Source organism: Methanospirillum sp. (assembly GCF_035560735.1).
Taxonomy (GTDB): domain Archaea; phylum Halobacteriota; class Methanomicrobia; order Methanomicrobiales; family Methanospirillaceae; genus Methanospirillum.
In genome coordinates this window covers 1-23,919 of record NZ_DATMYY010000082.1, presented here as the reverse complement: position 1 = coordinate 23,919, position 23,919 = coordinate 1, and the positions used below count along the sequence as shown (strand labels likewise).

Genomic DNA, 23,919 nt, shown 5'->3' with positions numbered 1-23,919 from the left:
GATCATGAAACTACAGACACTCCTTTCAGACACGCTTGCTGGTCATCGGCTTACACCTGAAGAAGGTGCGTTTCTTCTGTCAGTGACCGGGAGGGATCTCTACCATCTTTTTGCTGCAGCGGATGAGATGCGGGAGAAGAAGGTAGGAAACACTGTCACTTTTGTGCGCAACCAGAATGTGCATATCACCAACATCTGTAAGAACCTCTGCGGGTTTTGTGGGTTTGGGAGAAAAAAGAGCGATTCTGATGCGTATCTATTCGGCAAGGATGAGGTTCAGGCACAGGTTCGCGAAGCGAAAGCACGTGGTGTCACCGAAATCTGTTTCCTGTCTGGTGTCCATCCCGATTTCAGACTTAAGAATTATCTCTCGTTTCTGGAATGGGCTCATGAGGTCTTTCCTGATGTTCATATTCATGCATACTCTCCTGATGAGGTTGACTGGATTGCAAGGAAAGACAACCTTACGCCTGCTGAAGTCATTACATCCCTCAAAGACGGTGGGCTTGGAAGTCTGCAGGGCACTGCAGCTGAAGTCCTGGTTGATGAAGTCAGGGATGTCATCTGCCCGGCTAAAGTGAGAACAGCGAGGTGGGAGGAGATCATCAGGGAGGCTCACAACCTCGGACTCACCAGTTCTGCAACGATTATGTATGGATCAACTGAGACTCCAGAGGAAAGGGCTGCACATCTTGACCTGATCCGGTGCATTCAGGATGACACAGGTGGTTTCTCTGAGATGGTACTCCTCTCCTACATTCATAGCAGAACCCCTCTTCATCAAAAAGGAACTATCCGGTTTGGTCCGACAGGAAGAGACGATCTGGTGACAACTGCGGTCTGCCGGTTATATCTGGATAACATTGATCACATTCAGGTGTCGTGGCCAAAAATCGGAATAAAAATGAGTCAGTTGGGTTTGCTTGCCGGAGCAGATGATCTATCAGGCACCATGTACATCGATGATGTTACCGGCGATGCCGGTGCAGATCTATCTGATATCTTTGAACCTGAAGAAATGGCGCACGTCTGTGCAGATATCGGACGGGAACTCAAAGAGCGTTCAACACTCTATAAGATCCTGAAATAACCTTACCCTCTTTTTACCTGCCTTACATCAGCCCCGGTCAGGTTAGCCCCTCGGAAGTCAGCGCGGGTTGTCTTGATATTGGTGAGCCGTGCTCCGGTGAGATTTGCATTGATAAGAACAGCTTCGCTCAGGTCCGTGTTGCTTAAGTTTGCCTTTACTAGGCTTGCTCCAGCAAAATTTGCCTTTCGAAGAATCGAGAACTCAAAATCGGCCTCATCAAGTCGTGCACCATTCAGGTTGATCCCTTCAAGGTTAAGACCGCTCAGTTGGGCACCACGGAGATCGGGTCTTTTGCGGGGGTTGAGTTCTTTCCATTTATTCCACACATCCACCCCTTCCTTGATAGCCTTCACCTGTTCTTCGTCAGCCATCTACACCAACCAGTAGAGATAATTTGACATTTCCGGGGTATAGCAGTTTTGTCATGTATCGTGAAGATTGTCAGTTTCAGCAACCATGATGAGTATATCATGATCTTCTTTCAGGTCGACCAAAAGTTTATCAGCTGGGTGTCCTGATCCTCTGAGTAATGACACGGCTTTTATTCTCGATTATGTTGATGCTTGGTATATTGCTGGTCGGCCTTCCGGCAGTTGTATCGGCTGCTGATCTGGTCCTTGAACCGATGCCTGATACTCTTCAGATAGCTCCTGAAGGTGCGGCATCACAGGATGACCAGTTCTTCTCTATTGCTGCACCGGTTATAAAATCAATGTCAAATGGCACAGTTCCTCTCGGAAGTCAGCAAATGAAAGTGAATAGTGCGTATTCTTCTATGAAGGGAATGAAAATAAGCCCTGAAAGGTTTGATGAGGCTAAAGCAACACTTGCATATCTGTATTACTCGGTGAAAGCAGGAGAAGCGTATGAGAATTATCATGATACGAAAAACTCTGTTGCCTCCACTACAACAGGTACCGAATTCTACGATCTTGCAAAGATCTACTACGAGACTGCTTTGATTTGGTGGAAACTCATTGCAGCCTCATATCCAAAGGTAACTATTTATAAACTTCCGGCAGTGGGTGATACTTTCCCTGATGATGATATCGGAATGGGAACTGTCCTTGAAGGTTTGCAATATCCGATCCTCATGGAACACAGAAAACCGGATCCCTCAAAACCATACCAGACAGACGAGATAAATACCACGATATCCCGATGGATTGAAGACAATATCGATAGTATCCCCCTGAATCAGTCTGACCGCAATGGTAAGTCGAAAGGGTATTATTTCATCATGGGAGACGATGTTTCAAGAGCCAAGTCCACCTACGTATCGCTCACTTCCAAAAATGTTCCCGCTGAGTTCTATGACACTGCAAATTACATCGATGCATTTCTCTACTACATCTCCCAGGCCAGGGAATACTACAACAACTACCTGACAGAGAGGACGAATATTGTATCAGCCACAGATGGCAGGGTTCCTTATGGCAAGTCAAAGAGTTATTATGAACAGGCCCAGGTTGCCCTAAACCTGTTCAGGGATAAGGTTGCAGGTGTAAACAGTACGACTACAATTCCCGAATTCCCCAAGTTTGATGAGGTCCCTCTCGGTCCACAACTTGATTCAGAAGGAACACTTCATGATTACTGGGGAGGAACATACTGGTCATAGGCGACCAGATACCAACATTTGTCATGAAAATGCTATGCATTTTCATAAGTTGGGCCTGATGGGAATCATCATGCCGTTTTTTTGCAACCAATAAGATATCCAGTCACCAGTATTGCTATACCATCCGGAATACAACTCTTTACTACCTTTTTATGAAGATCCTGATCGCTGTTCCTCCTACCGGCTATCATGACAAGGAGTTATCCCTGGTCATTGCGGTGTTTGATCATAACAAAGCAGAATATGAGTTCGCATCAAACCAGGCAGGATACGCGAAGGGGACCCTTGGGGGAAGGGTCTATGTCCCGCTGAGTTTTGAGGATGTAATTCTGCATAAGGAATCAGAGTATGACGCTATGGCAATACTTGGTGGCCACGGTGGTCAGGCCCACTTCTGGAACAGTAAGGATCTGCTCGAACTCGTCAAGATCTTCAGATTACACCGCAAAGTGTTAGGTGCCATCAGCACATCCCCGGTGGTGCTTGCCAGGGCAGGCATCCTGAAAAAGCGACCTGCAACTGTTATCAATGGTCCTCCCATCAGGGAGATGATGAAGGCTGATGTAAAGTTTGAGGATAAGCCGGTAGTATTTCTTGACCGGATAGTTACAGCCAGAAATCCCGATGACGGCAAACGGTTTGCAGAACTCATCATCGAATATATTCTTGGGAACCCTGAGTTCAACGGGCCACAGGTGGTCCCTGCCCCGAACAAGCTCGGGTTTGACATCTGATATCTGTTGGTTTCAGGTTATGGTGTGGCCGCGAGCTTTCCTGCACGCTCAAAACATCGTTCAGCGTCCCGGTCCTGCCCGTTCTTGGCAAGTGCTTTCCCTTTGGCATACCACGCAACAGATGAATCCGGTTTCTTATCGATGATCTGATCAAAGTACTGGATTGCACTTTTATACTCTCCGACATCAATGAGCAGATTTCCTAGTTTGTACATCGCATCGGTGTGTGAAGGATCACTCCGGATCGCTTCGAGGTAGCATCTGACCGCTTCTTCAAGGTTGTCTCCCCGTTCAAGGAGCTGTGCCATCTCATAGTATGCATGTGAATTGTTTTGATCTATCTCAACCACCCGCAGGAAACAGGTGGTAGCGTTCCGGTATGCACCAAGTTTCCTATATGCAACCCCTTTTGAGAACCAGGCATTGATGTGTCTTGGGATTATTTTGAGTGTCTGGTCAAGATATTGAATCGCCTCCTGATGTTTTCCCTCCTTGTATAATGCCTGATTTCCCATCACAAAGTATACATCTGCGATATTTTTACGGTATTTTGTACTACCAGGATCGCGTTCCATCGCGGTCTCGTATGCCTCGATTGCTTCATCATATTTATGGAGAATTTTGTACGCGTTTCCTGTAAGAAGCCATGCAGGGGCAAAGTCAGGGCGTTCCTTGATACATCGTTTGAAATATGATATTGCATGTTGGTAGGCGCCGATCTTCATGAGTGAGCGACCCATCCCATAGAGAATATCCGGGTCCTGGGGTCTGACCTTTATTGCATGATCATAAGCCTCAATAGACTCGTGATATTTTCTCAGGTCATAGAGATACCTGCCTTTCAGATCCCAGGGGTACGAGTAAGAGGAATCAAATTTTTTAGCCTTATCAAATAATTCAACAGCCTCGTCCCTCTTTCCCAGGGTCCAGAGTGCCATTCCCTTCTCGTGATATGCAGCAGGGTACTCAGGATGTAGTACCAGTGCCCTATTGGACAGTTCGATCGCTTCGAGGCATTTTAGGGCATCCTGTGTCTTTTTTGCGAGACCTCTGAGTGCTTTGGCCCTGTTGGTGATTGCCTCAACGTACTCAGGCTCTATCTCAAGTGCCCGGGTGAAACATTCATCAGCCCTGTCATAGCGTTCAAGCCCTAAAAATGCCTTACCCATCCCGTTCCAGCATCTCGAGTTTCCTCTGTCTAATTCAAGGCCACGGTTGAAGGTTTGGATGGCTGCCTCAAACTTCTCTTTGGCAAGTTGGTTCTCTCCTTTCTGACAGTAACCATCTGCCGGGGTGGCATCAGATCCTCCCAGCCAGTCTCTGATTCCCATAATTATGAGTGTGGCGATCCTGCACTTTTACATTATTCTACTGGGATAAAAACTTATATCTGGCAAAAACCGGTGACAAGTTCAGAAAAATTCTCCCTGTATTTTTATCACATCAGTACTGTCAGTCGCTTGTGCATATGCGTCGAGCGGCTCCTGATTCAACTCGATGAATCTGATCCCCCAGGATACTTTTCCAAGGATCTCCCGTGCCTGCTCCTCCTCGCCAAGTATGCACAGGCCAGCTGCCATCGCTTCAATTGAGGTTAGTTTAAAGGGTTTGCCAAAGTTCACCGGGTTTGCAGCGAGGAGAAATGGAAGAGCCCGCCTGAACCTCCAGTTACGTACGATACTGGTATCAAGCACTGCCCATGAACAATCAAGAGCGGTAATAGTCCGTGTTCGTTCTCTGTCTGCAGGGGATAGTGCCTGTTCTGCTGTAGGATCCAGGATGAGGCTGCTGCGGGGGACATGGGTTAAGCGAGAGAATATTTTGACCATTCCTGCCCGCTCCAGTTTCTTCATCGTGCATTTCTTCGGATCACAGGTGTTGTCCCGGTATGCAAGGAGCGGTATCATCTATCATGACTGCACGTGATATGAGATAATAATGTACCTTCTCTTCTGCCCCTGTATCAGGGAACCAGGTCTGCGGGCATCAGGAATTACCCATGAACGCGATATCCTGGCATTTGATCAGGCTCTCTCCCGGTGCAGGTCTTATGGAATTGATGTGCGATTCCTTCCCTGTCCCGAGATCCTGTACCTGGGAGCCGGCAGGAGCCCTGCCACATTCTCTGAGAGGCTTGATACACCCGATTACAGGCACCTTCTTGATCAGATGGAATGGGAGGTCAGATCCATGATTGCAGATCTCGGAGAACCCTACGCCATTGTCGGGGTCGATTCGTCACCCACATGTGGGGTGAATAAAAACTGGAGATCTCCGGCTGGCCGGGAAGCAGGGAGGGGTGTCTTCCTGGACCGGTTTCCGGAGATCCCTGCGTACGATGTTTATACTGTAGCAATGAGCAGGATTTACCTGGCAGGTCCGCTCTTCTCTGAAGCTGAACGCACCTGGAATATCAGACTTGCACAATATCTTCGGTCCAATGCATATGATGTGTATCTCCCCCAGGAGATCGGAGATTCATCGGCATCACGGGGAATGGATGCGCATCTAGAGATCTTTTCTCGGAATCTCTCGGCCCTTGAAACATCGGATATCGTTGTTGCAGTGATTGACGGAGCTGACGCAGACTCTGGAACATCCTGGGAGATGGGTTATGCCTTTGCGAAAGAAGTTCCTGTCATTGCTGTCAGGACCGATTTCAGGATAGTCGGTGCCACTGAGCACGTAAATCTCATGCTTGAGAGATCAGCAGTGGTAACCCATAACCTGGAAGAGCTGCGTGATGCTCTTCCCTGCCCTATACCGGTTTCCTGTTCATCTCCCGGTACAAAGGAGCAGGAGAGCTGATGCACCTGAAAGGATCCCTGCCCTCTCTCTGATGAGACTATTTTGTGATCTGTTAATCAGAAGAAACAGTACTCCGAGCGCAAAGAGGTACTCCGACGGTGTTGTCAGTTCACGTATAAAGCCCCAGCCAAAATAGTTCTCCATCTGATAAACAGGGAACGGCCCGAGCAAGGGGTAAAACCAGTTCACCGGTATCTTCCACATCTCATCCAGGATCTGATGGGTCAGGATACCAATTCCAAGGGCAAATATCAGAAACCTGTCCCTAAAGAGAGCAGCTGTGATCAAAAGGATTATTGTGAGTCCTATTAGTGAATGGGCGATTAGTCTCCCGTCTCCTATTGATGGGAAGATGATGTACCCAAGTGGTTTGTCAATAAGATCAGGGAGAACAGATCCCAGTATGCAGGCCGGGAGAATGTACCATGATTTAAACCGGTTTTGAAGGAGCAGTCCAGCTGCTGCTCCGAAAAAGAGATGGCAGGCTATCAGCATGATCAGTTATCAGACACTGCACGTCGTCTGATCTCCTCTGCAATTCTACGTGAACTCGTAAAAGGGGTTCCTGCGTATTCGCTGATTCTGATGATCTCGGTCTTCAGACCTCGTTCGCTCAGGGAGTCACGAAGACGGTTCTCCTGAAAGTGCTGGTTGAACCCGAGTGTGATGATGTCGGGTTTTATCTCTTCAATAGGCCTGAACATGTCATGCTGATCGCCAAGTACTGCTTTAAAGACCCCTTTCAGGGCGCCAACCATGATCACCCTCTGTTCTTCAGGAATAATCGGTCTGGGTTTATGTTTCACATTCTCGTCCCTGGCGACGATGACCCAGAGTTCAGTCCCGAGACGTGCTGACTCACTGAGGTACCAGAGATGCCCGGGGTGGAGAATGTCGAATGTTCCGGTTGCTACTACCCGACGGATACTACTCATCCGGTATTACCTCGAGATCAATACTAGTCCCGTCAGCGTGGAAACACCTCCAGTCATCCTGACCATAGGGGTGCCCGACGATGATATGGCAGGAACCGGTCCGTGAGAAGAATGCAATATCTGCTTCTGACGGTCGTATGGCTCCGCTTGGATGACTGTGTGCGCTCCCGATATATCCCACATTGAGTGGGATCATCTCAAACAGAACCGAAGCACTCGTTGATCCCCCAATAGTACCGGGGATAATATCCACGTTCCGGATCACACCATCTTCTGTGGACAGAAGTGCTGCAAACTCCCGGGGGTGTGATTCCTGCCCCATGATAAGTAGCAGGGAAAGGGTATCTGCTGAGATTCCTCTGATATTCATGAATTATCCATATACCTGAAGGAAAAGATGTTGGACTTCATCATTCATTGATTGATCCCCGGTTTCAGATCAGAATGGACCATCCTGTTCAAAGCTCCGTCCAAACTTTATCGCAAGTTCTGCCTTGTAGAGTTCACGTCCCAGATACCCGGCATGATCAAGGAGTGATATTGCGTCCTGCTTTAGAAGGGTATAGAATACATCCTGCCATCGTTTCCCTCTGACTGCCGATCCGTTCCTGACAGCGATGATCCATCCGTCCTCGATCCCTATCCTGAAATTTCCGCGCGGATCATACTGGATCTCATCGGGCATTTGTTCGGCTTCGACAATCCCGGAGTACTCCATAGGAGGTTCTCGTCTCCTTCGTTTCTCTTTGATGCAGAAGAGATCTACACCAAGATCCTTGGGATACGGGCGTTCACCGGTGAGGAGCATCATCTCGGTTGCCCTCCTCATCTCCATGATGGAACCCTGTGTTTTGTCGCTGTGTTCACTGCAGAAGATAACTGAAACATGGAGTTCATGGGCCATCGCTGCAAGAAGGGCATTAACCCCGATGGAATCGGCATCAATCAGTTCAGTGACATTTCCTGCTCCAAAAAAGAGAGGACAGCCGGGTTCTGAGAATCCGGTAAGGGACTTGGTAAGTCCCGATCCCGCGGGCTGCAAAAGGGGATCTGCGATGAGTCGGGTAATACCCAGATTTTTTGCTTCCTTTATTATCTCCCCGATCGTCCGTTCCTGGGGGACAATGACCACTGCTGCTTTGGCAGCTGCGATATCGGATCCCACTTCATTGATATTTCCATCATGGAGTGAGAGTATCAGATCAGCTCTCGGGAGTGCAGCCCTGATGAGTTCAGGATTTTGGGTGTCTGCAGCCAGGGGGCCAGGTAGATCAGAGATCCTGTCAAACACCCTCCTGACATCGTCCGCTGTTGCGTCAAACCCGAATCCGAGATCGACGATATCAGCCCCATCCTCAAAAAACCGGATTACCTTCTTCCTGATATCAGGATAACGGTGAGCATCCATTATCTCGGCCAGGACCTTCATCCGGGATCCTTTCCCAATTTTGACTCCCCGGATTGAGAAATCTCCTGCTGCCTCGGTTTCAAGTATTTTTACCCTGTCTGCAGCCTCTTTTTGTCGTAATGATGTAAGGAGATCATCTGCAGGAATCTCGCGGGAGAGTTCTATTGTGCTTATGACCCTGAGAATCAATGAGAGATCTGCTGCATGGCGTGGTCCACGGTAGATCGGAACACCAGTCTCCTCCTCGACCTGCTGAAAAGAGGCTGTGCACATACCTGACGTGATCACCATGTCATATGATCCATCAGCTAGCAGGGTTCTGAGATGGTGAGGTGTGAGAAATGATGCGAGTTCACCGGTTACTACAACCATAGCATCGTATCCTGCCGCCGCTTTCCTGACGACCTCTTCGGTGATCCTGCCGGTTGGGAGGAGTATCCGCATCATCCTTTCTTAATTACTGCAGGAGATAACCTATAGTAGTAGTGATGTTAACTGCTGATCTTCACGTCCATACATCCTGTTCCGGAGACGGTGAGAGCCGGGTTGAAGAGGTTCTTGCAGCAGCACGCGCAGCAGGTCTCGATGCCATTGCACTGACGGATCATGACACCATAGAAGGTTGCAGGATTGCAGCCTCAATAGCCTGTGATGTCCTGGTAATACCTGGTGTAGAAGTGACAACCAGGCAGGGTCATCTGCTTGCACTCGGAGTCAGTGGTGAGGTTCCTAAAGGTCTTGATGTCCTTGAAACAATCGCCCTGGTTCATAAGATGGGTGGGGTTGCAATCCTTCCGCATCCATTTCATCGGTACCGGCATGGGGTCGCCCTAAAAAAGAAAGAAGCCCTCAAGGCAGTAGATGCTATTGAGGTCTTCAACAGCCGGTATATCCTCGGTGGAGCAAACAGGAAAGCCGCTCGCTATGCCCGCAGACTCGGTAAACCTATGGTGGCTGGAAGCGATGCACATAATTGCAGGTATATTGGGTACGGCAGGACACTCATCGAGTCAGACCGCAGTATTGCTGGTATCCTTGAGGCCATCAGAAACGGAAATACAAAGCCCGGCGGCAGGAAGACTCCTGTCAGAACCTATACCAAACAGTCACTTCGGAATTCATGGCGGAAACTGAAAGGCAGAATAACCAGGTGAGGGTTGCCTTTCGGATTGGTTATCTTGGGACCTCATTTTTCGGTTCCCAGTTCCAGCCAAATAACCGGACCGTGGAAGGAGAGATCAGGCAGGCCTGTTTCAGGGCTAGCCTGTTTACAGATACCCGGGAAGGCAGGCTTGCATTCTCCGGCCGGACTGATCGTGGGGTTCATGCCCGGTGCCAGGTTATTGCATTCTCGACACCATATCCGGATCGTGCCAGGCGTGCACTCCCCGGCCAGCTTCCCCCTGATATCTGGGTTGATGCTTTCTGTGAGGTCCCTGATTCGTATTCCCCACGCCGGGATGTGATCAGTAGGACCTACCGGTTTTTCTTCCATGAGATGCCTGAAAACCCTGCCTTGATGATACAGGCTGCAGAGTTATTCCTCGGAAAGCACGACTACTCCTGCTTTGCACGTGTTGAACCAGGAAAAGATCCCATGAGGAGTATCACCACGATAAACGTACATGTTGAGGAAGATTGCTGCTGGATAGAAGTAACAGCCCCGAGTTATCTCTGGCACATGGTCCGGTGCATGGCTGCAGCCCTTACTCGTGTATCTTCAGGTCTGCTTTCACTTGAAGAACTTGAAGTGATGCTCACCGGTAGATGCAGCAACAAGATGAAACCCGCTCCACCGGATGGGCTCATTCTCTGGGAGATAACTGATCTGCTCCCATGGAAACTGGTCCCTCCGCTAAAACGAACATTCAAACTCCATGCTGATGCAGCAGCAGATCATCAGCTCATGGCCAAAGTCCATCGCATTCTCTCACCGGGTTATGAGTGATGCATCAGAAATGGCTTCAAGAAAAGTTGGGTTAAAGATCCCGCTCTACTTTTGCAATCATCGTCTTGATATCAAGCCAGATGATAAGTTCACTCTTGTCTTTGCCAGCGGTCTTGGTCTTCTTTCTGATAATTCCCAGAATATCGCGCTCGCAATTCTGTGAAGCATGGGCATCGGTGTCGATGTCCTCATCAGCATAGGTGGTGACAGCCAGAACATCGTCTACGAGGACTCCGATCATCTTCTCAGAGACAGCCTGATCCAGAACAATGATTCGTGACTTCTTCTTGTCCCCTGCCTCCTTTGTGATCTTCATCATATCTTTCAGGTCGATGATGGTTGTTATCACACCTCTGAGATCGATGATTCCCTTGATGAATGAAGGGGTGTTTGGCAGCGGTGTGATCTCGGTGGTGTTGATAACCTCCCTTGTATCGAAAAGATCAATGGCAAAGAGTTCATTCCCCAATATAAACTCTACAACCCGCATATTTCCTGTAGTATTTGTTCGCGTTCTAACCTGCTTCTTTACCTGCGGAATTCCAATGTTCTCCTGTTGAACCTCTTCTGAATCACTATCTACAAGAAATGTGCCCATATTTTCCCTCCATCAGATATACCGGGCTTCATGGTGTCAGGGCTTGCTGATACCCTTCTCCCCGTCTCTTAACTAACCTTATCTGGGTGTTGAATCATGAATCTTTCGTTTATTTATTTCTGCGATACCCGTGAATGACGCGATAGTGGTCCTTCTGATTCCACAAGCAGAAGTAAACATGTCCCGGTCAGGCGTGCAGTTATCCGGCATGGAAACGAATAATGATGGAAGATGATCGCCCCATCGCCCGAAATGGTTCTTAAACGCTGGTTTGGATACCCTTCATTCAGACCACAACAGGGCGAGATCATCAGAGAGGTGATCAAGGGACATGACGTGCTTGCGGTCATTGCTACAGGTGGGGGAAAATCGGTCTGTTACCAGATACCTGCTCTCATCAGAGAAGGTCTCTGTGTAGTCGTCTCACCGCTGATTGCCCTGATGAAGGATCAGGTTGATGGCCTGAAAGAGCTTGGCATCCCGGCGGCTTTCATGAACAGCACCCAGGATTCCAGGCAAAAGCGTGAGGTTGAGGATGCAATCAGGGCAGGGACTCTCCGGATTTTATATGTTTCTCCTGAGCGGCTGATACTACCGTCGTTTCTGAAATTTCTCGCCGAGGTTCATCCAAGCCTTGTGGCTGTTGATGAGGCACACTGTATTTCGCAGTGGGGGCATGAGTTCAGACCAGAGTACCGGCGGCTTGCCATTATCAAGGAGACGTTCCCTGATGTTCCTGTTATTGCACTCACGGCAACAGCAACTCCGTCGGTTAGGACAGATATCATCAATGAACTGAAACTATCAAACCCCGCTGTGTTTATCGGGAGTTTTAACCGGGCAAATATCTCGTACCTTATTGAAAAGAAAGAGTCTCCTGATGTTCGGGTTGTTTCATTTCTTAGGAAACATGCCGGGGAGTCAGGGATCATATACTGTTTTTCCAAGCGGCAGGTTGAGGACCTGACTGCTACCCTGCGTAAGAATGGGTTTGCTGCATCTGCATACCATGCTGATATCCCTCCTGTAGAACGCCATGCTGTTCAGGACCGGTTCCTTCGTGATGAGACCAGGATCATCGTTGCTACGATTGCGTTTGGGATGGGTATCAACAAGCCTGATGTCAGGTTTGTCATCCACTATGATCTCCCCAAGAATCTGGAGCACTATTACCAGGAGACAGGTCGGGCAGGGAGGGATGGGGATCCTGCAGAATGCCTCCTCCTCTACAGTAGGGCAGATTACCGGAAGATATCGTTCCTGATTGATAAGATGGGCGACGGGGTTGAGAAACAGGTTGCGATCAGGAAACTCCACGACATGATAGGATACTGTGAAACCCGGGCTTGTCGGCGTGCGGTTATCCTGACTTATTTTGGTGAGGGGTACAATGAGCCGAACTGCGGGGGTTGTGACAACTGTGCCTCAGGCAGAAAAACCATAGACGGGAAACAGGTTCTACAGACCATCGCGACCTGTGTCGATGAGCTGGAGGGTGGTTTTGGGGTTTCTTACCTCGGGGATATCCTGTCAGGTACAGCAGATGAGAAGGTCATAGGGAATGGGCATGAGAAGATCCCCTGTTTTGGCATTGGTAAACCCCACCGCAAAAGGCAATGGCTCTTTTGGATCCGCGAACTGATCTACTGCGGATATCTCACGTCATCTGGCACGAAATACCCGGTTGTCAGGTCAAATGACCGAACCCGGGATGCCCTTTCTGGAAAGATCCCGGTGATGATCGGAGAGCCTGATTTCCAGGCAGTACTTGCACCCGGAGCAGTTGCAGAAGAGACTCCGGTTTACAGTGCAAATCTTTTTGAGATCCTTCGCGATATCAGGAAAAATATTGCTGATGAAGAGGATGTCCCGCCATTTCAGATCTTTCCAAACAGAACTCTCAAGGAGATGGCGACCCGCCTTCCCAGAACGAGGGAAGAACTGCTTACCGTGTACGGGGTTGGTGAACACAAGGTTTCACGGTATGGAAAGCAGTTTCTTGAGGCGATCTGTGCCTATGCAGATCATCGCCAGACCATAGTGATGAAGGCTCACAAGGCCAGATTATGACCAGTCCATGTACCGGCTGTGGAAAATGCTGCATGAACATGCGGCAATACATCCATATCGGGAGCCAGTCTTCTGACGGTAAGTTTTCCTGTGAATGCACGCTTACCAAAGAAAAGTTCCAGGCCAGGGTTTCCAACAAGGATAGTTCCCGGATGTTTGATCGAACCTTCCGGTTCAGGTACCCGAAAGCGTGCCCATTCCTGGTGCAGGGTGAAGGGGATGCTTTTTCCTGCCTGATTTATTCTGACAGGCCAGGTCACTGCAGATCGTTTTTCTGCTCCCATTGTAAAGAAGAAAACAAGGAAAACTGATAAACCAGTTCCCGGTTTTACCTCATCAGGCCGGTTTCGCTTCAATGGTTCCTGGGATGATCCGGTTCATCAGCCATTCCGGAACCTGTCTACTTGTCCTGAGCACTATTCTGAACATATCCCTGTCTTTCTGTACACCGGTCCATGTTACATTTACCTGATATCCTGTGTCAAAGACAGGAGATCCAAAGACCCGTATTGAGAAGACCCTCGGTCCTATCTGCCTGGTCTCATTCATCTCCATCTCCTCGCGGTGATCGCCGATCTTAAGTGCTATCCTGTCCCCGGTCTGCATGGCAAGGATATCAAGGCTGCCTACATGCACCCGTTCACTGTCAGGGAGTGATGCCTGGTACGTCGTTGTATAAGGATATGGTGTATCTTGAGCTGCCAGCTGATCAGGAGTTATCTGCATGGTCAGAACTGCCGCTCCCACTATTCCGGCAATCACGATGATCAGAACCAGAACCCGTATCAGAGTTATGTGGTTACTCTTTCTCATCTCCAGGTCTCTCCATTTTGTTGGCCCTCCAGAGCTTGGTCCCTCAGGGTCAGGTCTGTCTGTCATGCAGTTCCCTATCCGGTATTAGGATATCCCCCTGTATCAGCGTGCCGGCCTTTTGCGGTACTCTGATCAAACTATCATTATTTATCATGAAAGACAAACGGCTAGTGAGACTCATGCCAACGGTTCCTGACACCGAATATATCCATAAATGCACCTCGGCATGTGCCGGATGCAGTTCTGATCTGATCCTCAGGCATGTCCTGAAGGCTGCAGGTCCAGATACCGTACTGGTGGTTCCGGCCTGTTGCACCTCGGTGCTGCAGGGTGTGTATCCGAATACGTCATTTGGTATCCCTGTTTACAATGTCGCGTTTGCCTCTGCAGCAGCAGTTGCTTCAGGAATGGCAGCAGCATTTGAAGAGCTGGGAAAGAAGACGAATGTTATTGCCTACGCAGGTGATGGAGGAACGGTTGATATCGGGATACAGGCACTCTCCGGTGCCCTTGAACGGGGAACCAACTTCCTGTACATCTGTTATGATAATGAAGCGTACGGGAACACCGGGATGCAGCGATCAGGTTCAACTCCGCTTGGTGCCAGGACGACAACAACACCAGGTGGCAAGCCACACCCCAAAAAAGATCTTGACCGGATTATTGCAGCCCACAATCTCCCATACATGGCAACCAGCTGCAGTGCCTACCCGCAGGATCTTGTAAAGAAGGTTGAGAAGGCACTCTCTATCAACGGGCCGAAGTTTATGCATGTGCTAGCTCCCTGTCCTCCAGGCTGGCGGTATGATGCTGCTAAAACGATAGAAGTAGGAAAACTTGCAGTCAGAAGCGGTATCTGGGCTATGTATGAGCGTGAGTATGACACTCTCACCCTCTCGGGTCAGACCAAAGCCGCGATGATGAAGCCGGCACCGCTCGAAGATTACCTTAAGATGCAGGGTAGGTTCTCTGGACTTAAACCAGAACAGATCACCGAGATTCGCCAGTCCATGGAGCGAAATCTTCGGCTGCTTAAACTGGAGGCAGAAGGAACATGCTGACCATATCAACCGGAAACAACGCGGTTGCTGCGGCAGTCCGGGAGGCCGGGACCGCTGTTGTTGCTGCCTATCCCATCACCCCGCAGACCGAGATTGTCGAGCAGATTGCGAACTTTGTAACCAAGGGAAGCATGAAGGCCAGTTACATCCCGGTCGAGAGTGAACACTCGGCGATGGCTGCATGTATCGGTGCCAGCATCACGGGAGTCAGGACTTTTACTGCCACCAGTTCTCACGGCCTTTTGTACATGCACGAGATGGTGAACTGGGCGGCCGGAGCACGACTTCCTATAGTGATGGCAAATGTGAACAGAGCTGTCGGACCGGGCTGGAATGTCTGGGCTGAGCATACCGATTCACTACAGGCACGAGACACCGGCTGGCTTCAGGTATATGTGGCAACCGTACAGGAAGCCTATGATGCAACCCTGATGGCATTTCGGATCGCCGAAGATCGGCGTGTATATCTGCCGGTGATGGTGAACCTGGATGGGTTTGCTCTTTCCCATATCACCCAGCAGCTTGAGGAAGTCAAGGTAGGGGACTTCATACCGCCGCTGGTCCTTGATCACAGGATCGATACCGAGAATCCGGGAGGGTACGGATGTATGACATCGTCGGTAGACTATGTCAGGATCCGTTCAGATATTGAACGCTCCATGCGGGACTCTGTTGAGGTGATCAAGGAAACAGAAGCCGATTTTGCAAAGCGGTTTGGCAGGAAGTACTCCTGGACAGATGATTACCGATGCGAGGATGCAGAAGTTCTGATCCTCTCGATGGGAACGCTTGGAAAAGAGGCCGAGGTTGCTATTGATATCCTCAGGAACGAAGGGATCAAGGCCGGCTCGATGCGGGTGAGATGGATGCGTCCATTCCCTGAACTCGATCTCCGGGATCGCGAACTTGTGGTCATTGATCGAAATTACTCATTCGGCTTTGGCGGTATCCTTGCCGGATCAATAAAGGCGAAGACCGGGAAGGACTGCTACAATGTTATAGCAGGTCTTGGAGGACAGGAGGTAACCTACAATGATATCGCCTCCTTTGTCAGGAACAGGAAGATAGGCACTGAAGAATGGTTTGGGGTGAAGATCTGATGTATGAGATTAGACTTCACTCCCGGGGAGGTCAGGGTGGTGTAACTGCAGCTAAGCTGATGGCACTTGCAGCATTCCGTGATGGCAAGTATGCAACAGCTGCCCCGTTTTATGGTGCAGAGCGTCGTGGTGCCCCAATCGTATCGTTCATCAGGATTGACGATAAACCGATCAAGATCTACTCGCAGATACACCAGCCGGATCTTGTCGTGGTGCTAGATGCTTCGATTATTGATCTGGTAAATGTCTTTGATGGCCTCAAGCCTGATGGAAAAGTTTTGATCAATGCGCCAGAAGTTCCAAAGGCAGCTGCAGAATACAAGACATACTCTGTGGACCTGACCGGTATAGCCCTGAAGACTGATCTTGTAGTTGCCGGAAGTCCAATCCTGAATACTCCGGTAATCGGAGCACTTGCAAAAATGGGTCTCTTCTCACGTGAGTCCGCACGTGCAGCAATATCAGAGATGTTTGCAGATGAACGAAACCTGAAAGCCGCCATGATGGCATACGAGGAGCTGGTGGTATGAGAGAGAGACTCGCAATTTCCCGTCCGGTTGAAGGGGCCTGCGGGAAAACAGGAACCTGGCGTGTATTCCGTCCGGTTGTTGACAGGGACAGGTGTAATGCCTGTGGTATGTGTGCAATGTACTGTCCTGATGGCGTTATCGACAATGACTATCAGATCGATCTTGTCTTCTGCAAAGGCTGCGGTATTTGCGCGAATGAGTGCCCGAAGAAAGCGATCACCATGGTCAGAGAAGGAGAATAATCGAACTCTTTCTCATCCTTTTTCTTCGATTGTAATATCTCCCGGTATGCTGTAATTTTATCAGATCTGGCTCTTTCTGAACTGTTATATGCTGGTGCGAAACAATTCTTAAACTGCACCAAACTATTATCCCCAAACCTGAACCACATGGTAGTATGGTCCGGTACTCAATAACGATGGAGGATGATCTGACCAAGCGGATCGACCAGGAGTGTAATGCCAGACAGTTATCACGGTCTGACTGGATCACTGAAGCCTGCACCCGCCAGCTCAAACGCCTCTCTGGGTTTGGGATATATCCTTGTGGCCAGTCCGGCCCGCTCATCGATGACTCGCCTGCACCGGTCAGGCACAATATGCAGAATTACGAAGAGACGTACCGGAACTTCAAGATAGAAGTGCCCGAATACTTCAACTTCGGATTCGATGTCATCGATGCCTGGGCAAAGAAGGATCGCAACAAGCTTGCGATGGTCTGGACAAACCAGCAGGGAGCAGAACACTTTTACACCTTCCGTGACATTTCCCGGAGATCAAACCAGATAGTCAATATGCTGATCAAGTACAAGATTGGCAAAGGCGACAAGGTCCTGATCATGCTTCCGAGGGTTCCCGAATGGTGGTTCATGACAATCGCCCTGATCAAAGTTGGTGCGATTTACATTCCTGCCCCTACGATGCTGACCCAGAAGGATATCGAGTACAGAATTAACGCTGCTGATGTCAAGATGGTCATCACCTCTGAAGAGAATGCCGATAAGGTTGAGGCAGCTGCTCCCCACTGCCCCTCACTAGAGGTGAAGATGATCAATGATACACAACGGCCGGGTTGGATCTCATATCTGACCGAGCTTGATTATCCTGCACCGGTCTCCTCCAGAATTGTGAATCTGAAGGGACTACTGAAAACAAGATCATCAGACCCGATGGTGATGTTCTTCTCATCAGGGACAACCGGAGAGCCGAAGATGGTTGTGCATACCCATGACTATCCGCTCGGGCATATTGTGACCGCCAGGTTCTGGCATGACCTTCGAAGCAACGATCTGCACTTCACGGTTTCAGATACCGGATGGGCAAAGTCTGCATGGGGAAAACTCTTTGGCCAGTGGATCGAGGGTTCTGCCATATTTGTGTATGATTACCGAAGTAAGTTCAATGCAACCGAACTACTCCCGTTGATCGAGAGATATGGGATTACCACCTTTTGTGCACCACCGACGATCTACCGGATGCTGGTTATGGCTGACCTTCGCAAGTATGATTTCTCAGAACTTCGTCACTGTGTCAGTGCCGGCGAGATGATAAATCCGGAGGTTATCAAGGCATGGAAGGATATGACCGGCCTTGAGGTTTACGAAGGATACGGCCAGACCGAACTTGTTCTCTGTGTCGGGACATTCCCTTGCATGCAGCCAAAGTATGGTTCCATGGGCAAACCCTCTCCGGGCTGGCATATCGAACTGCATGATGAGGATGACAAGCCGGTCAAACCCGGTGAAGAGGGTTCAATCGCGATTAGTGTCAATCCAAAACCTGTTGGTATGTTCCTTGAGTATCACGACAACGATGAAGCCAACAGGAATGCCTTCAGGAATGGGTTTTACTATTCTGGCGACCGTGCGATGATGGATGAGGACGGGTATTTCTGGTTTGTTGGTCGTGATGATGATGTTATCAAGGCGTCCGGATACCGTATCGGTCCTTTCGAGGTTGAAAACTCACTTATAGAGCACCCGGCAGTGGGAGAGACGGCAGTAGTCGGCTCACCTGATATCATCCGTGGATTTGTAGTCAAGGCGTTTGTTGTTCTGAAAGAGGGCTACAAACCTTCAGAACAACTGGCACGAGAGATCCAGGATTATGTCAAAGAAGTAACTGCACCGTATAAATACCCGAGAAAGATCGAGTTTGTCACCGAACTCCCGAAGACCATTTCAGGCAAGATCAAGCGGAAAGATCTCCGTGAACTTGAGATGAAGCGGTTTGAAGAGGAGCAGAGGGACGGTAAGCATCGGTAATCCTTTCCTTTTTGCGCGTTCCGGCAATTTTAAAGGATTGATTTGTTGCTAGTCATTTTCCGGATTGATTCAGTTCACCAGCACAGGAAAACATCTTTGTTATGAGCCTCAGGAGAGTACTATGAGATCGGTCTCTCTTTCGCAGCAGGGTTATTGCTGGGCCCTGCCAGCATTTGTGGTGGTTGTGGTCTGTTGCTTCCTTCCCATCCCGGTCAGTGCTGAAGACGGCTATTCGGGCGGTGCACCATTGGGCGCTCCAAACTGGATTTTAGAACGGATGGATACCAGTATCATGCCTGACTACTATCTTCCACCGAACACAACTAGCGATCAGGTCCGGATTCCAACATACAGTTCGTATATCAGCAGTGGTAACAAACTCCTGACATCAGGCTCTTATGCAGATGCAAAAAGTGCATTTGAGAATGCTATACAGAAAAAACCTGAATCATTTGACGCCTGGGTTGGCCGGGGTCTTGCACTTGAAGGGCTCAACCGGTCCCTTACCTCGATTGAATCGTATGAAAAGGCAATCAGTTATGCACCAGATGATGGAAGTTCATGGGTTGCCCATGCAGGAAAAGGAAGAGTGCTTCTAGAACTTAACAAATATCAGGAGGCTGCTGATTCACTTGAGACAGCAATTAATGAGTATACCAGATCAGGATCGAGCAATATGGATGATCTGGTTTCAATATACAACCATCTTGCAGAAGCAAAGAGCAGGCTTGGTCTCAAGGATGAGGCTGATGCAGCTAAGAAAAAGGCGACAAGCCTGAAATCAGGCACAGGCCCGATATTTGGAAATAAAAGTTCCCTATAGACCATCAAGATCTTAAGGATCTGTTATACTTTTTTTACCATGCAGACAGATTCTGCACCATGGTAATCAGAATACGATCTGCTGCTCTGGTTTTTGTAATTACACTGGTTCTTGCTGGTATCGCTAGTGGGTCTTCCCTGCAGTCTTCCATTACCCTTGAGCGTGGCATGTGCTTTGGAGCCTGCCCGGTCTACTTTGTAACCCTGTTTGAGAACGGTACTGTCTTTTATCATGGTGAAAAATTTGTGAAAGAGATCGGTAATCAGACCGGCACCCTGAACAGATCCAGTTTTGCAGATCTTCTTCATGCATGCAATGAGATGGGTTTTTTCCAGATGAATGATGAGTATGTGAATCTGGATATGACTGATATGCCACGTGCAGTTATCACGGTTCAGAATGGAACAATATCCAAACACATTGAACATTATCACGGTGACACTCATGCACCTGCAAACCTGACTGCTCTTGAGAACCTCATTGATGAGGTTGTTCAGATCACCAGGTGGACTGGAACTGGTTTAGAAATGCATGAGGAGATATGAGATACCAATCCTGATTACTGGGCAGATTTAATTGGAGCAAGTGAAATGGTGCTAAAAGAACGATATAATACGGTAAAGAATCGGGTACACGTGATACTTGATGAACCGAGTCCGGGAGATCGGGTAGCCTTCAATATTCAATGGTTCCTTGCTCTGGTGGTTCTTCTCAATGCAGTGGTAATCGTTCTAATCACCGTCCCTTCCATTGACAAGCAATACAGAATTCTGTTTGGCCCGGTGATGAACTTCTGCCTCTTCATCTTCACCATTGAATATCTGCTCAGAATCTGGTCTTGTACATCGTCTGCAAATCTTAAAGGGATCGTAGGTGACCGCTTCAGATATGCTATGCACCTGTACCTGCTCATCGATCTCATCTCAATTCTTCCCGTCTTTTTTCCATTCATATTCAACAGGCACCTGACAATACTCCGGACCTTCAGGTTGCTTTCAATATTCAAACTTGGTAGGTACTCCCGGTATTCGCAGTCACTTGCTCAACTGAAACGGGTACTTTTTAGAAAGAGGGAGATCTTTGCCATCATGGTCTTCATCCTGATCTTTGTGGTTCTCTTCTCGTCAACAATACTTTATCTGATTGAAAACCCTGTTCAGCCTGACAAATTTTCTAGTATTCCCGCGGCTATGTGGTGGTCGGCGATGACGGTTACAACAGTCGGGTACGGGGATATCTATCCGGTTACTACGCTCGGGAAGATCATTGGATCCTTTTTTACTTTTCTCGGTGTGCTTGTGCTTGCTCTCCCGTCTGCCATTCTTGCCACCGGGTTTATCGAAGAAAAGAATAGAATCTCTGATCCGGTTATGGTACAGCGGGCTTCAGCAGCCTGTCTGATCAGACATTTTACATCGTTGCGTGATCAAGGGAAGATTTCTGATCAGGAGTATGAAGAGTTTACATCAATGGTTTATTGTTTACGTTCCGGAGATGAATGACCTTTGGAGATGAACTATCAGCAGGAGGGGTGTTATTCAATCACCCGAAAAAGAATGGTTTAGTTTGTTCCTCTGAAAATCTCACATGATCCCCGTTTTATGTCTGGCCGGTTTCAGACTTCTTGAGAACCCGGGCTCTGGATCTCAACGATAGTTTAAGATACTGCAATCAGGGTAGTGACTAACTATCCATCTGTTCTTCTTCTTTATTCTCCTCTGCCTGGAACGGAGCATCAATTTTACTGAGTATCGGGTCAGGCTGTACAGGAGGTTCGTCTGGGTACAGCGATCTGGTTGTATTGATCCTGTTCATGGCCTGTTCTTCTTCCATGGATACTGCAGCATCTACTCTCTTTGTCTCCTTGGCATCACCTTTGAATGCATCAAATGGCATAATGCCCATTAACAGGATTATCAAAAAAAAGAGAAATATTGTCACAATGATACCCAGAATGATGGGGGCAGCCGGATTGCTCCATACTGATGCAGGCATTTCTGCCCTGATGGCTGCGTCAGGTCTTTTTTCAGGACGTGAACTCATAAAGTTATACTCCTCTCTCCCCGGATTTCCTGACAAATAGCATGAGTCCCAGAGCGATTATCTGAATCGTCATTGCGAACAGGAATGCAGAATCGAATGCTATCGTAAGGTCTGCCGGTTTTAAAGTATGAGCTGCCATCTCTGCCATTTTTGGACCGAGTGTTGCAGTTGCCACAAGCAGAGTGACGGTAACTCCGAGGGTAGAACCAAGGTTGGTCATCATCCTGAGAAGACCGGATGTCATTCCCCGTTCAGACTCGGCTGATTCTCCCATTATCGCACTATTAAGCGGAGCAAAGGCGATTCCTGCTCCGGCTCCGAGAATAAACAGATAGAATGCTACTTCACCGGTATGGCTTGAGACAGATATGGTTGACAAAAAGAAGAGGGCAAGGATCATGATGATGAATCCAATTATAATTGGCTTCTTTGTTCCGATGACATCTGATATTTTTCCTGCTATCGGGGCGGTCAAAATATTGCCAACCGGAAGTGAAAGCAGAAGGGCTCCTGATGTTCCCGTGGGTAGTTCTTTTACAATCTCAAGATAGAAGGGCATGAGAAACATAACCCCTGCAAGTCCCATCTGCAGGATGAGAATGTTGATGTTCTGAACTGTGTACGAACGGTTTTTAAAGACTGAAAGAATGATAAGCGGCTCTAGTGCCCTCTTTTCACGGATGTACAGGAGAGTCCATGAGACAATTGAAAGAACCAGGGCTTCAATACCAGTCCCGATATCCTGTGTCTGAATCTGGTTCAGTCCAATGATGAGGGATCCAAGGGCGATGAATATTAAAATAACTCCCGGAGTATCGAGTCGTGAAGAAGGGGATACTGCCGTACGGGCTGGTATAACGGAGATACCAAGAAGAATAGCAAGAATTCCAACCGGAATATTCACATAAAAGATGTACTGCCAGGAGAATGCACTGGTGAGAAACCCCCCGATCACCGGGCCGAGAGCTACACCAAGCATGGTAAACATTGCAACGAGACCGAGTGCCTGTCCCCTTACCTTCTCACCCAGGTATGAGGTCACCATCACTGAACCGAGGGCAGCAATGATAGCACCGCCCACAGCCTGGATCATCCTGAAGAGGATCAGAAGATCCACACTGGTTGCAACTCCGCAAAGGGCGGATCCTATTGTAAATATCACGAATCCGGCTACAAAGACCTTTTTATATCCTTTAATATCTCCGATCTTTGCCGCCGCCAGAAGCAGACTTACAAGAATTATCAGATATGCATTCAATACCCAGGATGCAAGCACCGTTGATACATTGAACGCTTTTGCTATACTTGGAAGTGCGATGTTCACAATGGTTGCATCAAGGCCGGCCATGAATGATCCCAGTGAGATCACCAGTACGATCAGGAGTTCTTTCCCGGTCATATGGGATGAGGGGTCTGATTCTGACATAGTAGTAGTGATCCTTTCTGCAAAGTTGATAAAGGATAGGGGTAAGGACATTTCCTGAAATCCATTTGAATGGATTACATCCTATTGAGACTGAATTCGTTATTTCGGATCTCGAAAGTTATTTCTCTTCCTGTTATGTAGATCCCTCTTCATGGGTATGAGAGAGGAACTTTTCACTCACTGGATAGAGGCACTTGGCAATGTTTCATTCCCGGTTACTTCAAAAGAATCAGTATACTCCGGACTTCCCAAAGGTGCTGCTGGCAATATGACTGTTGGAGGGTTGGTTGTATGCAATGTTGGAGAACTATTTGAAAAGTTCCTTAAGCCTTCTGACTTCCCAATAAACTCAGCAGAAGACCTGGTTCGTCTGATATTTGATCGCGCAGGTATATGAGGAAGGGCTAGCAATCCATTACCCGCCGGCGATTTAGATTCTTTCCAAGGGATCTCTATGTGGATGGGTACCAACGAAAACTGGCATTTAGAATCCGGATTTTAAGGCTTTATTTATGAAATAAGGCCTGGATCTGATCATTGATATTCACGGGTATTCTCCTCTCAACAAAACCCAGTTATATCGTATATTTTAGCAAAATACCTCTAGTTTTCATTTTAGTATCGCCCCTCTATCACTACATATTTGAT

At 48.4% G+C, this 23,919-nt stretch carries 28 protein-coding genes; 16 read left to right on the top strand and 12 right to left on the bottom strand.

Going from position 1 to position 23,919, the window contains the following annotated elements:
- Positions 1-4: 4 nt before the first annotated feature.
- Complete coding sequence (gene cofH / locus VN429_RS02540; RefSeq protein WP_325629450.1) at positions 5-1,090, top strand: 5-amino-6-(D-ribitylamino)uracil--L-tyrosine 4-hydroxyphenyl transferase CofH; 1,086 nt, start codon at positions 5-7, stop codon at positions 1,088-1,090.
- Positions 1,091-1,092: 2 nt separating this feature from the next.
- Here cofH and VN429_RS02535 read toward each other — a convergent pair whose 3' ends face one another.
- On the bottom strand, positions 1,093-1,461 hold the full coding sequence (locus VN429_RS02535; RefSeq protein WP_325629448.1) for a pentapeptide repeat-containing protein: 369 nt from the start codon (positions 1,459-1,461) through the stop codon (positions 1,093-1,095).
- 158 nt (positions 1,462-1,619) lie between these two features.
- Between VN429_RS02535 and VN429_RS02530 the strand changes: the two genes are divergently transcribed.
- Positions 1,620-2,711 carry a hypothetical protein gene (locus tag VN429_RS02530; protein WP_325629445.1) on the top strand — a complete coding sequence of 364 codons (1,092 nt, stop codon included), beginning with the start codon at positions 1,620-1,622 and terminating at the stop codon, positions 2,709-2,711.
- A 152-nt stretch (positions 2,712-2,863) separates the two neighbouring features.
- Entirely contained in the window at positions 2,864-3,445 is a 582-nt protein-coding gene (locus VN429_RS02525) for a DJ-1/PfpI family protein (RefSeq protein WP_181391712.1), read from the top strand.
- 17 nt (positions 3,446-3,462) lie between these two features.
- On the opposite strand, the gene VN429_RS02520 is transcribed toward VN429_RS02525, so the two are convergent.
- Positions 3,463-4,776: a tetratricopeptide repeat protein gene (locus VN429_RS02520; protein ID WP_325629441.1), complete on the bottom strand. Its 1,314-nt coding sequence runs from the start codon at positions 4,774-4,776 to the stop codon at positions 3,463-3,465.
- Between the two features lie 81 nt (positions 4,777-4,857).
- Positions 4,858-5,352, bottom strand: a complete 495-nt coding sequence (locus tag VN429_RS02515; RefSeq protein ID WP_325629439.1) for a DUF367 family protein — start codon at positions 5,350-5,352, stop codon at positions 4,858-4,860.
- 31 nt (positions 5,353-5,383) lie between these two features.
- Between VN429_RS02515 and VN429_RS02510 the strand changes: the two genes are divergently transcribed.
- The gene (locus VN429_RS02510; RefSeq protein WP_325629437.1) at positions 5,384-6,253 is read left to right on the top strand and encodes a nucleoside 2-deoxyribosyltransferase; all 870 of its coding nucleotides are present in this window, start codon (positions 5,384-5,386) and stop codon (positions 6,251-6,253) included.
- Here VN429_RS02510 and VN429_RS02505 read toward each other — a convergent pair.
- The 4 genes from VN429_RS02505 to VN429_RS02490 form a co-directional block, all read right to left on the bottom strand.
- Entirely contained in the window at positions 6,221-6,748 is a 528-nt protein-coding gene (locus VN429_RS02505) for a metal-dependent hydrolase (protein ID WP_325629435.1), read from the bottom strand. The two genes, VN429_RS02510 and VN429_RS02505, sit on opposite strands and share 33 nt — an antisense overlap.
- A gap of 2 nt (positions 6,749-6,750) precedes the next feature.
- Positions 6,751-7,179: an FAD synthase family protein gene (locus tag VN429_RS02500; RefSeq protein WP_325629471.1), complete on the bottom strand. Its 429-nt coding sequence runs from the start codon at positions 7,177-7,179 to the stop codon at positions 6,751-6,753.
- A gap of 1 nt (position 7,180) precedes the next feature.
- Positions 7,181-7,558, bottom strand: a complete 378-nt coding sequence (locus tag VN429_RS02495; RefSeq protein ID WP_325629432.1) for a Mov34/MPN/PAD-1 family protein — start codon at positions 7,556-7,558, stop codon at positions 7,181-7,183.
- A 69-nt stretch (positions 7,559-7,627) separates the two neighbouring features.
- Complete coding sequence (locus VN429_RS02490; RefSeq protein ID WP_325629469.1) at positions 7,628-9,040, bottom strand: dihydropteroate synthase-like protein; 1,413 nt, start codon at positions 9,038-9,040, stop codon at positions 7,628-7,630.
- Positions 9,041-9,084: 44 nt separating this feature from the next.
- Here VN429_RS02490 and VN429_RS02485 point away from each other — a divergent pair, with 44 nt between their 5' ends.
- A complete protein-coding gene (locus VN429_RS02485; protein ID WP_325629467.1) occupies positions 9,085-9,750 on the top strand; it encodes a PHP domain-containing protein in 666 nt (221 codons plus the stop codon).
- On the top strand, positions 9,717-10,544 hold the full coding sequence (gene truA / locus VN429_RS02480) for a tRNA pseudouridine(38-40) synthase TruA (protein WP_325629430.1): 828 nt from the start codon (positions 9,717-9,719) through the stop codon (positions 10,542-10,544). Before VN429_RS02485 ends, truA begins: the two co-directional genes overlap by 34 nt.
- 31 nt (positions 10,545-10,575) lie before the next feature.
- Here the strand turns inward: truA and VN429_RS02475 are convergent, their stop codons facing one another.
- Positions 10,576-11,142, bottom strand: coding sequence for a chemotaxis protein CheW (locus VN429_RS02475; protein WP_325629428.1), 567 nt, complete (start codon positions 11,140-11,142; stop codon positions 10,576-10,578).
- A gap of 231 nt (positions 11,143-11,373) precedes the next feature.
- Between VN429_RS02475 and recQ the strand changes: the two genes are divergently transcribed.
- The gene (gene recQ / locus VN429_RS02470; RefSeq protein WP_325629426.1) at positions 11,374-13,212 is read left to right on the top strand and encodes a DNA helicase RecQ; all 1,839 of its coding nucleotides are present in this window, start codon (positions 11,374-11,376) and stop codon (positions 13,210-13,212) included.
- Here recQ and VN429_RS02465 read toward each other — a convergent pair.
- Together VN429_RS02465 and VN429_RS02460 are read right to left on the bottom strand one after the other, a co-directional pair.
- Positions 13,194-13,568: a hypothetical protein gene (locus VN429_RS02465; protein ID WP_325629424.1), complete on the bottom strand. Its 375-nt coding sequence runs from the start codon at positions 13,566-13,568 to the stop codon at positions 13,194-13,196. The genes recQ and VN429_RS02465 overlap by 19 nt on opposite strands.
- Entirely contained in the window at positions 13,549-14,091 is a 543-nt protein-coding gene (locus VN429_RS02460; protein ID WP_325629422.1) for a hypothetical protein, read from the bottom strand. The genes VN429_RS02465 and VN429_RS02460 overlap by 20 nt, the downstream gene beginning before the upstream one ends.
- A gap of 86 nt (positions 14,092-14,177) precedes the next feature.
- On the opposite strand from VN429_RS02460, the gene VN429_RS02455 reads away from it, so the two are divergent.
- The 8 genes from VN429_RS02455 to VN429_RS02420 all read left to right on the top strand — a co-directional run bounded on the left by VN429_RS02455 (position 14,178) and on the right by VN429_RS02420 (position 21,304).
- The gene (locus VN429_RS02455; RefSeq protein WP_325629420.1) at positions 14,178-15,086 is read left to right on the top strand and encodes a thiamine pyrophosphate-dependent enzyme; all 909 of its coding nucleotides are present in this window, start codon (positions 14,178-14,180) and stop codon (positions 15,084-15,086) included.
- On the top strand, positions 15,080-16,186 hold the full coding sequence (gene porA, locus VN429_RS02450; protein WP_325629418.1) for a pyruvate ferredoxin oxidoreductase: 1,107 nt from the start codon (positions 15,080-15,082) through the stop codon (positions 16,184-16,186). The genes VN429_RS02455 and porA overlap by 7 nt, the downstream gene beginning before the upstream one ends.
- A complete protein-coding gene (locus tag VN429_RS02445) occupies positions 16,186-16,716 on the top strand; it encodes a 2-oxoacid:acceptor oxidoreductase family protein (RefSeq protein ID WP_325629416.1) in 531 nt (176 codons plus the stop codon). Before porA ends, VN429_RS02445 begins: the two co-directional genes overlap by 1 nt.
- Entirely contained in the window at positions 16,713-16,958 is a 246-nt protein-coding gene (locus tag VN429_RS02440) for a 4Fe-4S binding protein (RefSeq protein WP_325629414.1), read from the top strand. The genes VN429_RS02445 and VN429_RS02440 overlap by 4 nt, the downstream gene beginning before the upstream one ends.
- Positions 16,959-17,113: 155 nt before the next feature.
- Positions 17,114-18,979, top strand: a complete 1,866-nt coding sequence (locus VN429_RS02435; RefSeq protein ID WP_325629412.1) for an AMP-binding protein — start codon at positions 17,114-17,116, stop codon at positions 18,977-18,979.
- 121 nt (positions 18,980-19,100) lie between these two features.
- Positions 19,101-19,802, top strand: a complete 702-nt coding sequence (locus VN429_RS02430; protein WP_325629410.1) for a tetratricopeptide repeat protein — start codon at positions 19,101-19,103, stop codon at positions 19,800-19,802.
- Positions 19,803-19,861: 59 nt separating this feature from the next.
- Positions 19,862-20,347: a DUF6438 domain-containing protein gene (locus VN429_RS02425; RefSeq protein WP_325629408.1), complete on the top strand. Its 486-nt coding sequence runs from the start codon at positions 19,862-19,864 to the stop codon at positions 20,345-20,347.
- A gap of 90 nt (positions 20,348-20,437) precedes the next feature.
- Positions 20,438-21,304, top strand: a complete 867-nt coding sequence (locus VN429_RS02420) for an ion transporter (protein WP_325629406.1) — start codon at positions 20,438-20,440, stop codon at positions 21,302-21,304.
- A 181-nt stretch (positions 21,305-21,485) separates the two neighbouring features.
- On the opposite strand, the gene VN429_RS02415 is transcribed toward VN429_RS02420, so the two are convergent.
- Both VN429_RS02415 and VN429_RS02410 read right to left on the bottom strand, forming a co-directional pair.
- Positions 21,486-21,845, bottom strand: a complete 360-nt coding sequence (locus VN429_RS02415; RefSeq protein WP_325629404.1) for a hypothetical protein — start codon at positions 21,843-21,845, stop codon at positions 21,486-21,488.
- A gap of 4 nt (positions 21,846-21,849) precedes the next feature.
- Positions 21,850-23,244: a DHA2 family efflux MFS transporter permease subunit gene (locus VN429_RS02410; RefSeq protein WP_325629402.1), complete on the bottom strand. Its 1,395-nt coding sequence runs from the start codon at positions 23,242-23,244 to the stop codon at positions 21,850-21,852.
- Positions 23,245-23,428: 184 nt separating this feature from the next.
- On the opposite strand from VN429_RS02410, the gene VN429_RS02405 reads away from it, so the two are divergent.
- On the top strand, positions 23,429-23,668 hold the full coding sequence (locus VN429_RS02405; protein ID WP_325629400.1) for an MTH865 family protein: 240 nt from the start codon (positions 23,429-23,431) through the stop codon (positions 23,666-23,668).
- The last annotated feature ends 251 nt before the right edge of the window (positions 23,669-23,919 follow it).

Coding starts and splice junctions, on each gene's coding strand:
- VN429_RS02440 (WP_325629414.1), top strand. CDS start 16,713: ATGAGAGAGAGACTCGCAATTTCCCGTCCGGTTGAAGGGGCCTGCGGG.
- VN429_RS02455 (WP_325629420.1), top strand. CDS start 14,178: ATGAAAGACAAACGGCTAGTGAGACTCATGCCAACGGTTCCTGACACC.
- VN429_RS02490 (WP_325629469.1), bottom strand. CDS start 9,040: ATGCGGATACTCCTCCCAACCGGCAGGATCACCGAAGAGGTCGTCAGG.
- VN429_RS02475 (WP_325629428.1), bottom strand. CDS start 11,142: ATGGGCACATTTCTTGTAGATAGTGATTCAGAAGAGGTTCAACAGGAG.
- cofH (WP_325629450.1), top strand. CDS start 5: ATGAAACTACAGACACTCCTTTCAGACACGCTTGCTGGTCATCGGCTT.
- recQ (WP_325629426.1), top strand. CDS start 11,374: ATGATCGCCCCATCGCCCGAAATGGTTCTTAAACGCTGGTTTGGATAC.
- VN429_RS02425 (WP_325629408.1), top strand. CDS start 19,862: ATGGTAATCAGAATACGATCTGCTGCTCTGGTTTTTGTAATTACACTG.
- VN429_RS02405 (WP_325629400.1), top strand. CDS start 23,429: ATGAGAGAGGAACTTTTCACTCACTGGATAGAGGCACTTGGCAATGTT.
- VN429_RS02525 (WP_181391712.1), top strand. CDS start 2,864: ATGAAGATCCTGATCGCTGTTCCTCCTACCGGCTATCATGACAAGGAG.
- VN429_RS02410 (WP_325629402.1), bottom strand. CDS start 23,244: ATGACCGGGAAAGAACTCCTGATCGTACTGGTGATCTCACTGGGATCA.
- VN429_RS02460 (WP_325629422.1), bottom strand. CDS start 14,091: ATGACAGACAGACCTGACCCTGAGGGACCAAGCTCTGGAGGGCCAACA.
- porA (WP_325629418.1), top strand. CDS start 15,080: ATGCTGACCATATCAACCGGAAACAACGCGGTTGCTGCGGCAGTCCGG.
- truA (WP_325629430.1), top strand. CDS start 9,717: ATGGCGGAAACTGAAAGGCAGAATAACCAGGTGAGGGTTGCCTTTCGG.
- VN429_RS02520 (WP_325629441.1), bottom strand. CDS start 4,776: ATGGGAATCAGAGACTGGCTGGGAGGATCTGATGCCACCCCGGCAGAT.
- VN429_RS02515 (WP_325629439.1), bottom strand. CDS start 5,352: ATGATACCGCTCCTTGCATACCGGGACAACACCTGTGATCCGAAGAAA.
- VN429_RS02510 (WP_325629437.1), top strand. CDS start 5,384: ATGTACCTTCTCTTCTGCCCCTGTATCAGGGAACCAGGTCTGCGGGCA.
- VN429_RS02495 (WP_325629432.1), bottom strand. CDS start 7,558: ATGAATATCAGAGGAATCTCAGCAGATACCCTTTCCCTGCTACTTATC.
- VN429_RS02505 (WP_325629435.1), bottom strand. CDS start 6,748: ATGCTGATAGCCTGCCATCTCTTTTTCGGAGCAGCAGCTGGACTGCTC.
- VN429_RS02415 (WP_325629404.1), bottom strand. CDS start 21,845: ATGAGTTCACGTCCTGAAAAAAGACCTGACGCAGCCATCAGGGCAGAA.
- VN429_RS02530 (WP_325629445.1), top strand. CDS start 1,620: ATGACACGGCTTTTATTCTCGATTATGTTGATGCTTGGTATATTGCTG.
- VN429_RS02430 (WP_325629410.1), top strand. CDS start 19,101: ATGAGATCGGTCTCTCTTTCGCAGCAGGGTTATTGCTGGGCCCTGCCA.
- VN429_RS02535 (WP_325629448.1), bottom strand. CDS start 1,461: ATGGCTGACGAAGAACAGGTGAAGGCTATCAAGGAAGGGGTGGATGTG.
- VN429_RS02485 (WP_325629467.1), top strand. CDS start 9,085: ATGTTAACTGCTGATCTTCACGTCCATACATCCTGTTCCGGAGACGGT.
- VN429_RS02435 (WP_325629412.1), top strand. CDS start 17,114: ATGGTCCGGTACTCAATAACGATGGAGGATGATCTGACCAAGCGGATC.
- VN429_RS02445 (WP_325629416.1), top strand. CDS start 16,186: ATGTATGAGATTAGACTTCACTCCCGGGGAGGTCAGGGTGGTGTAACT.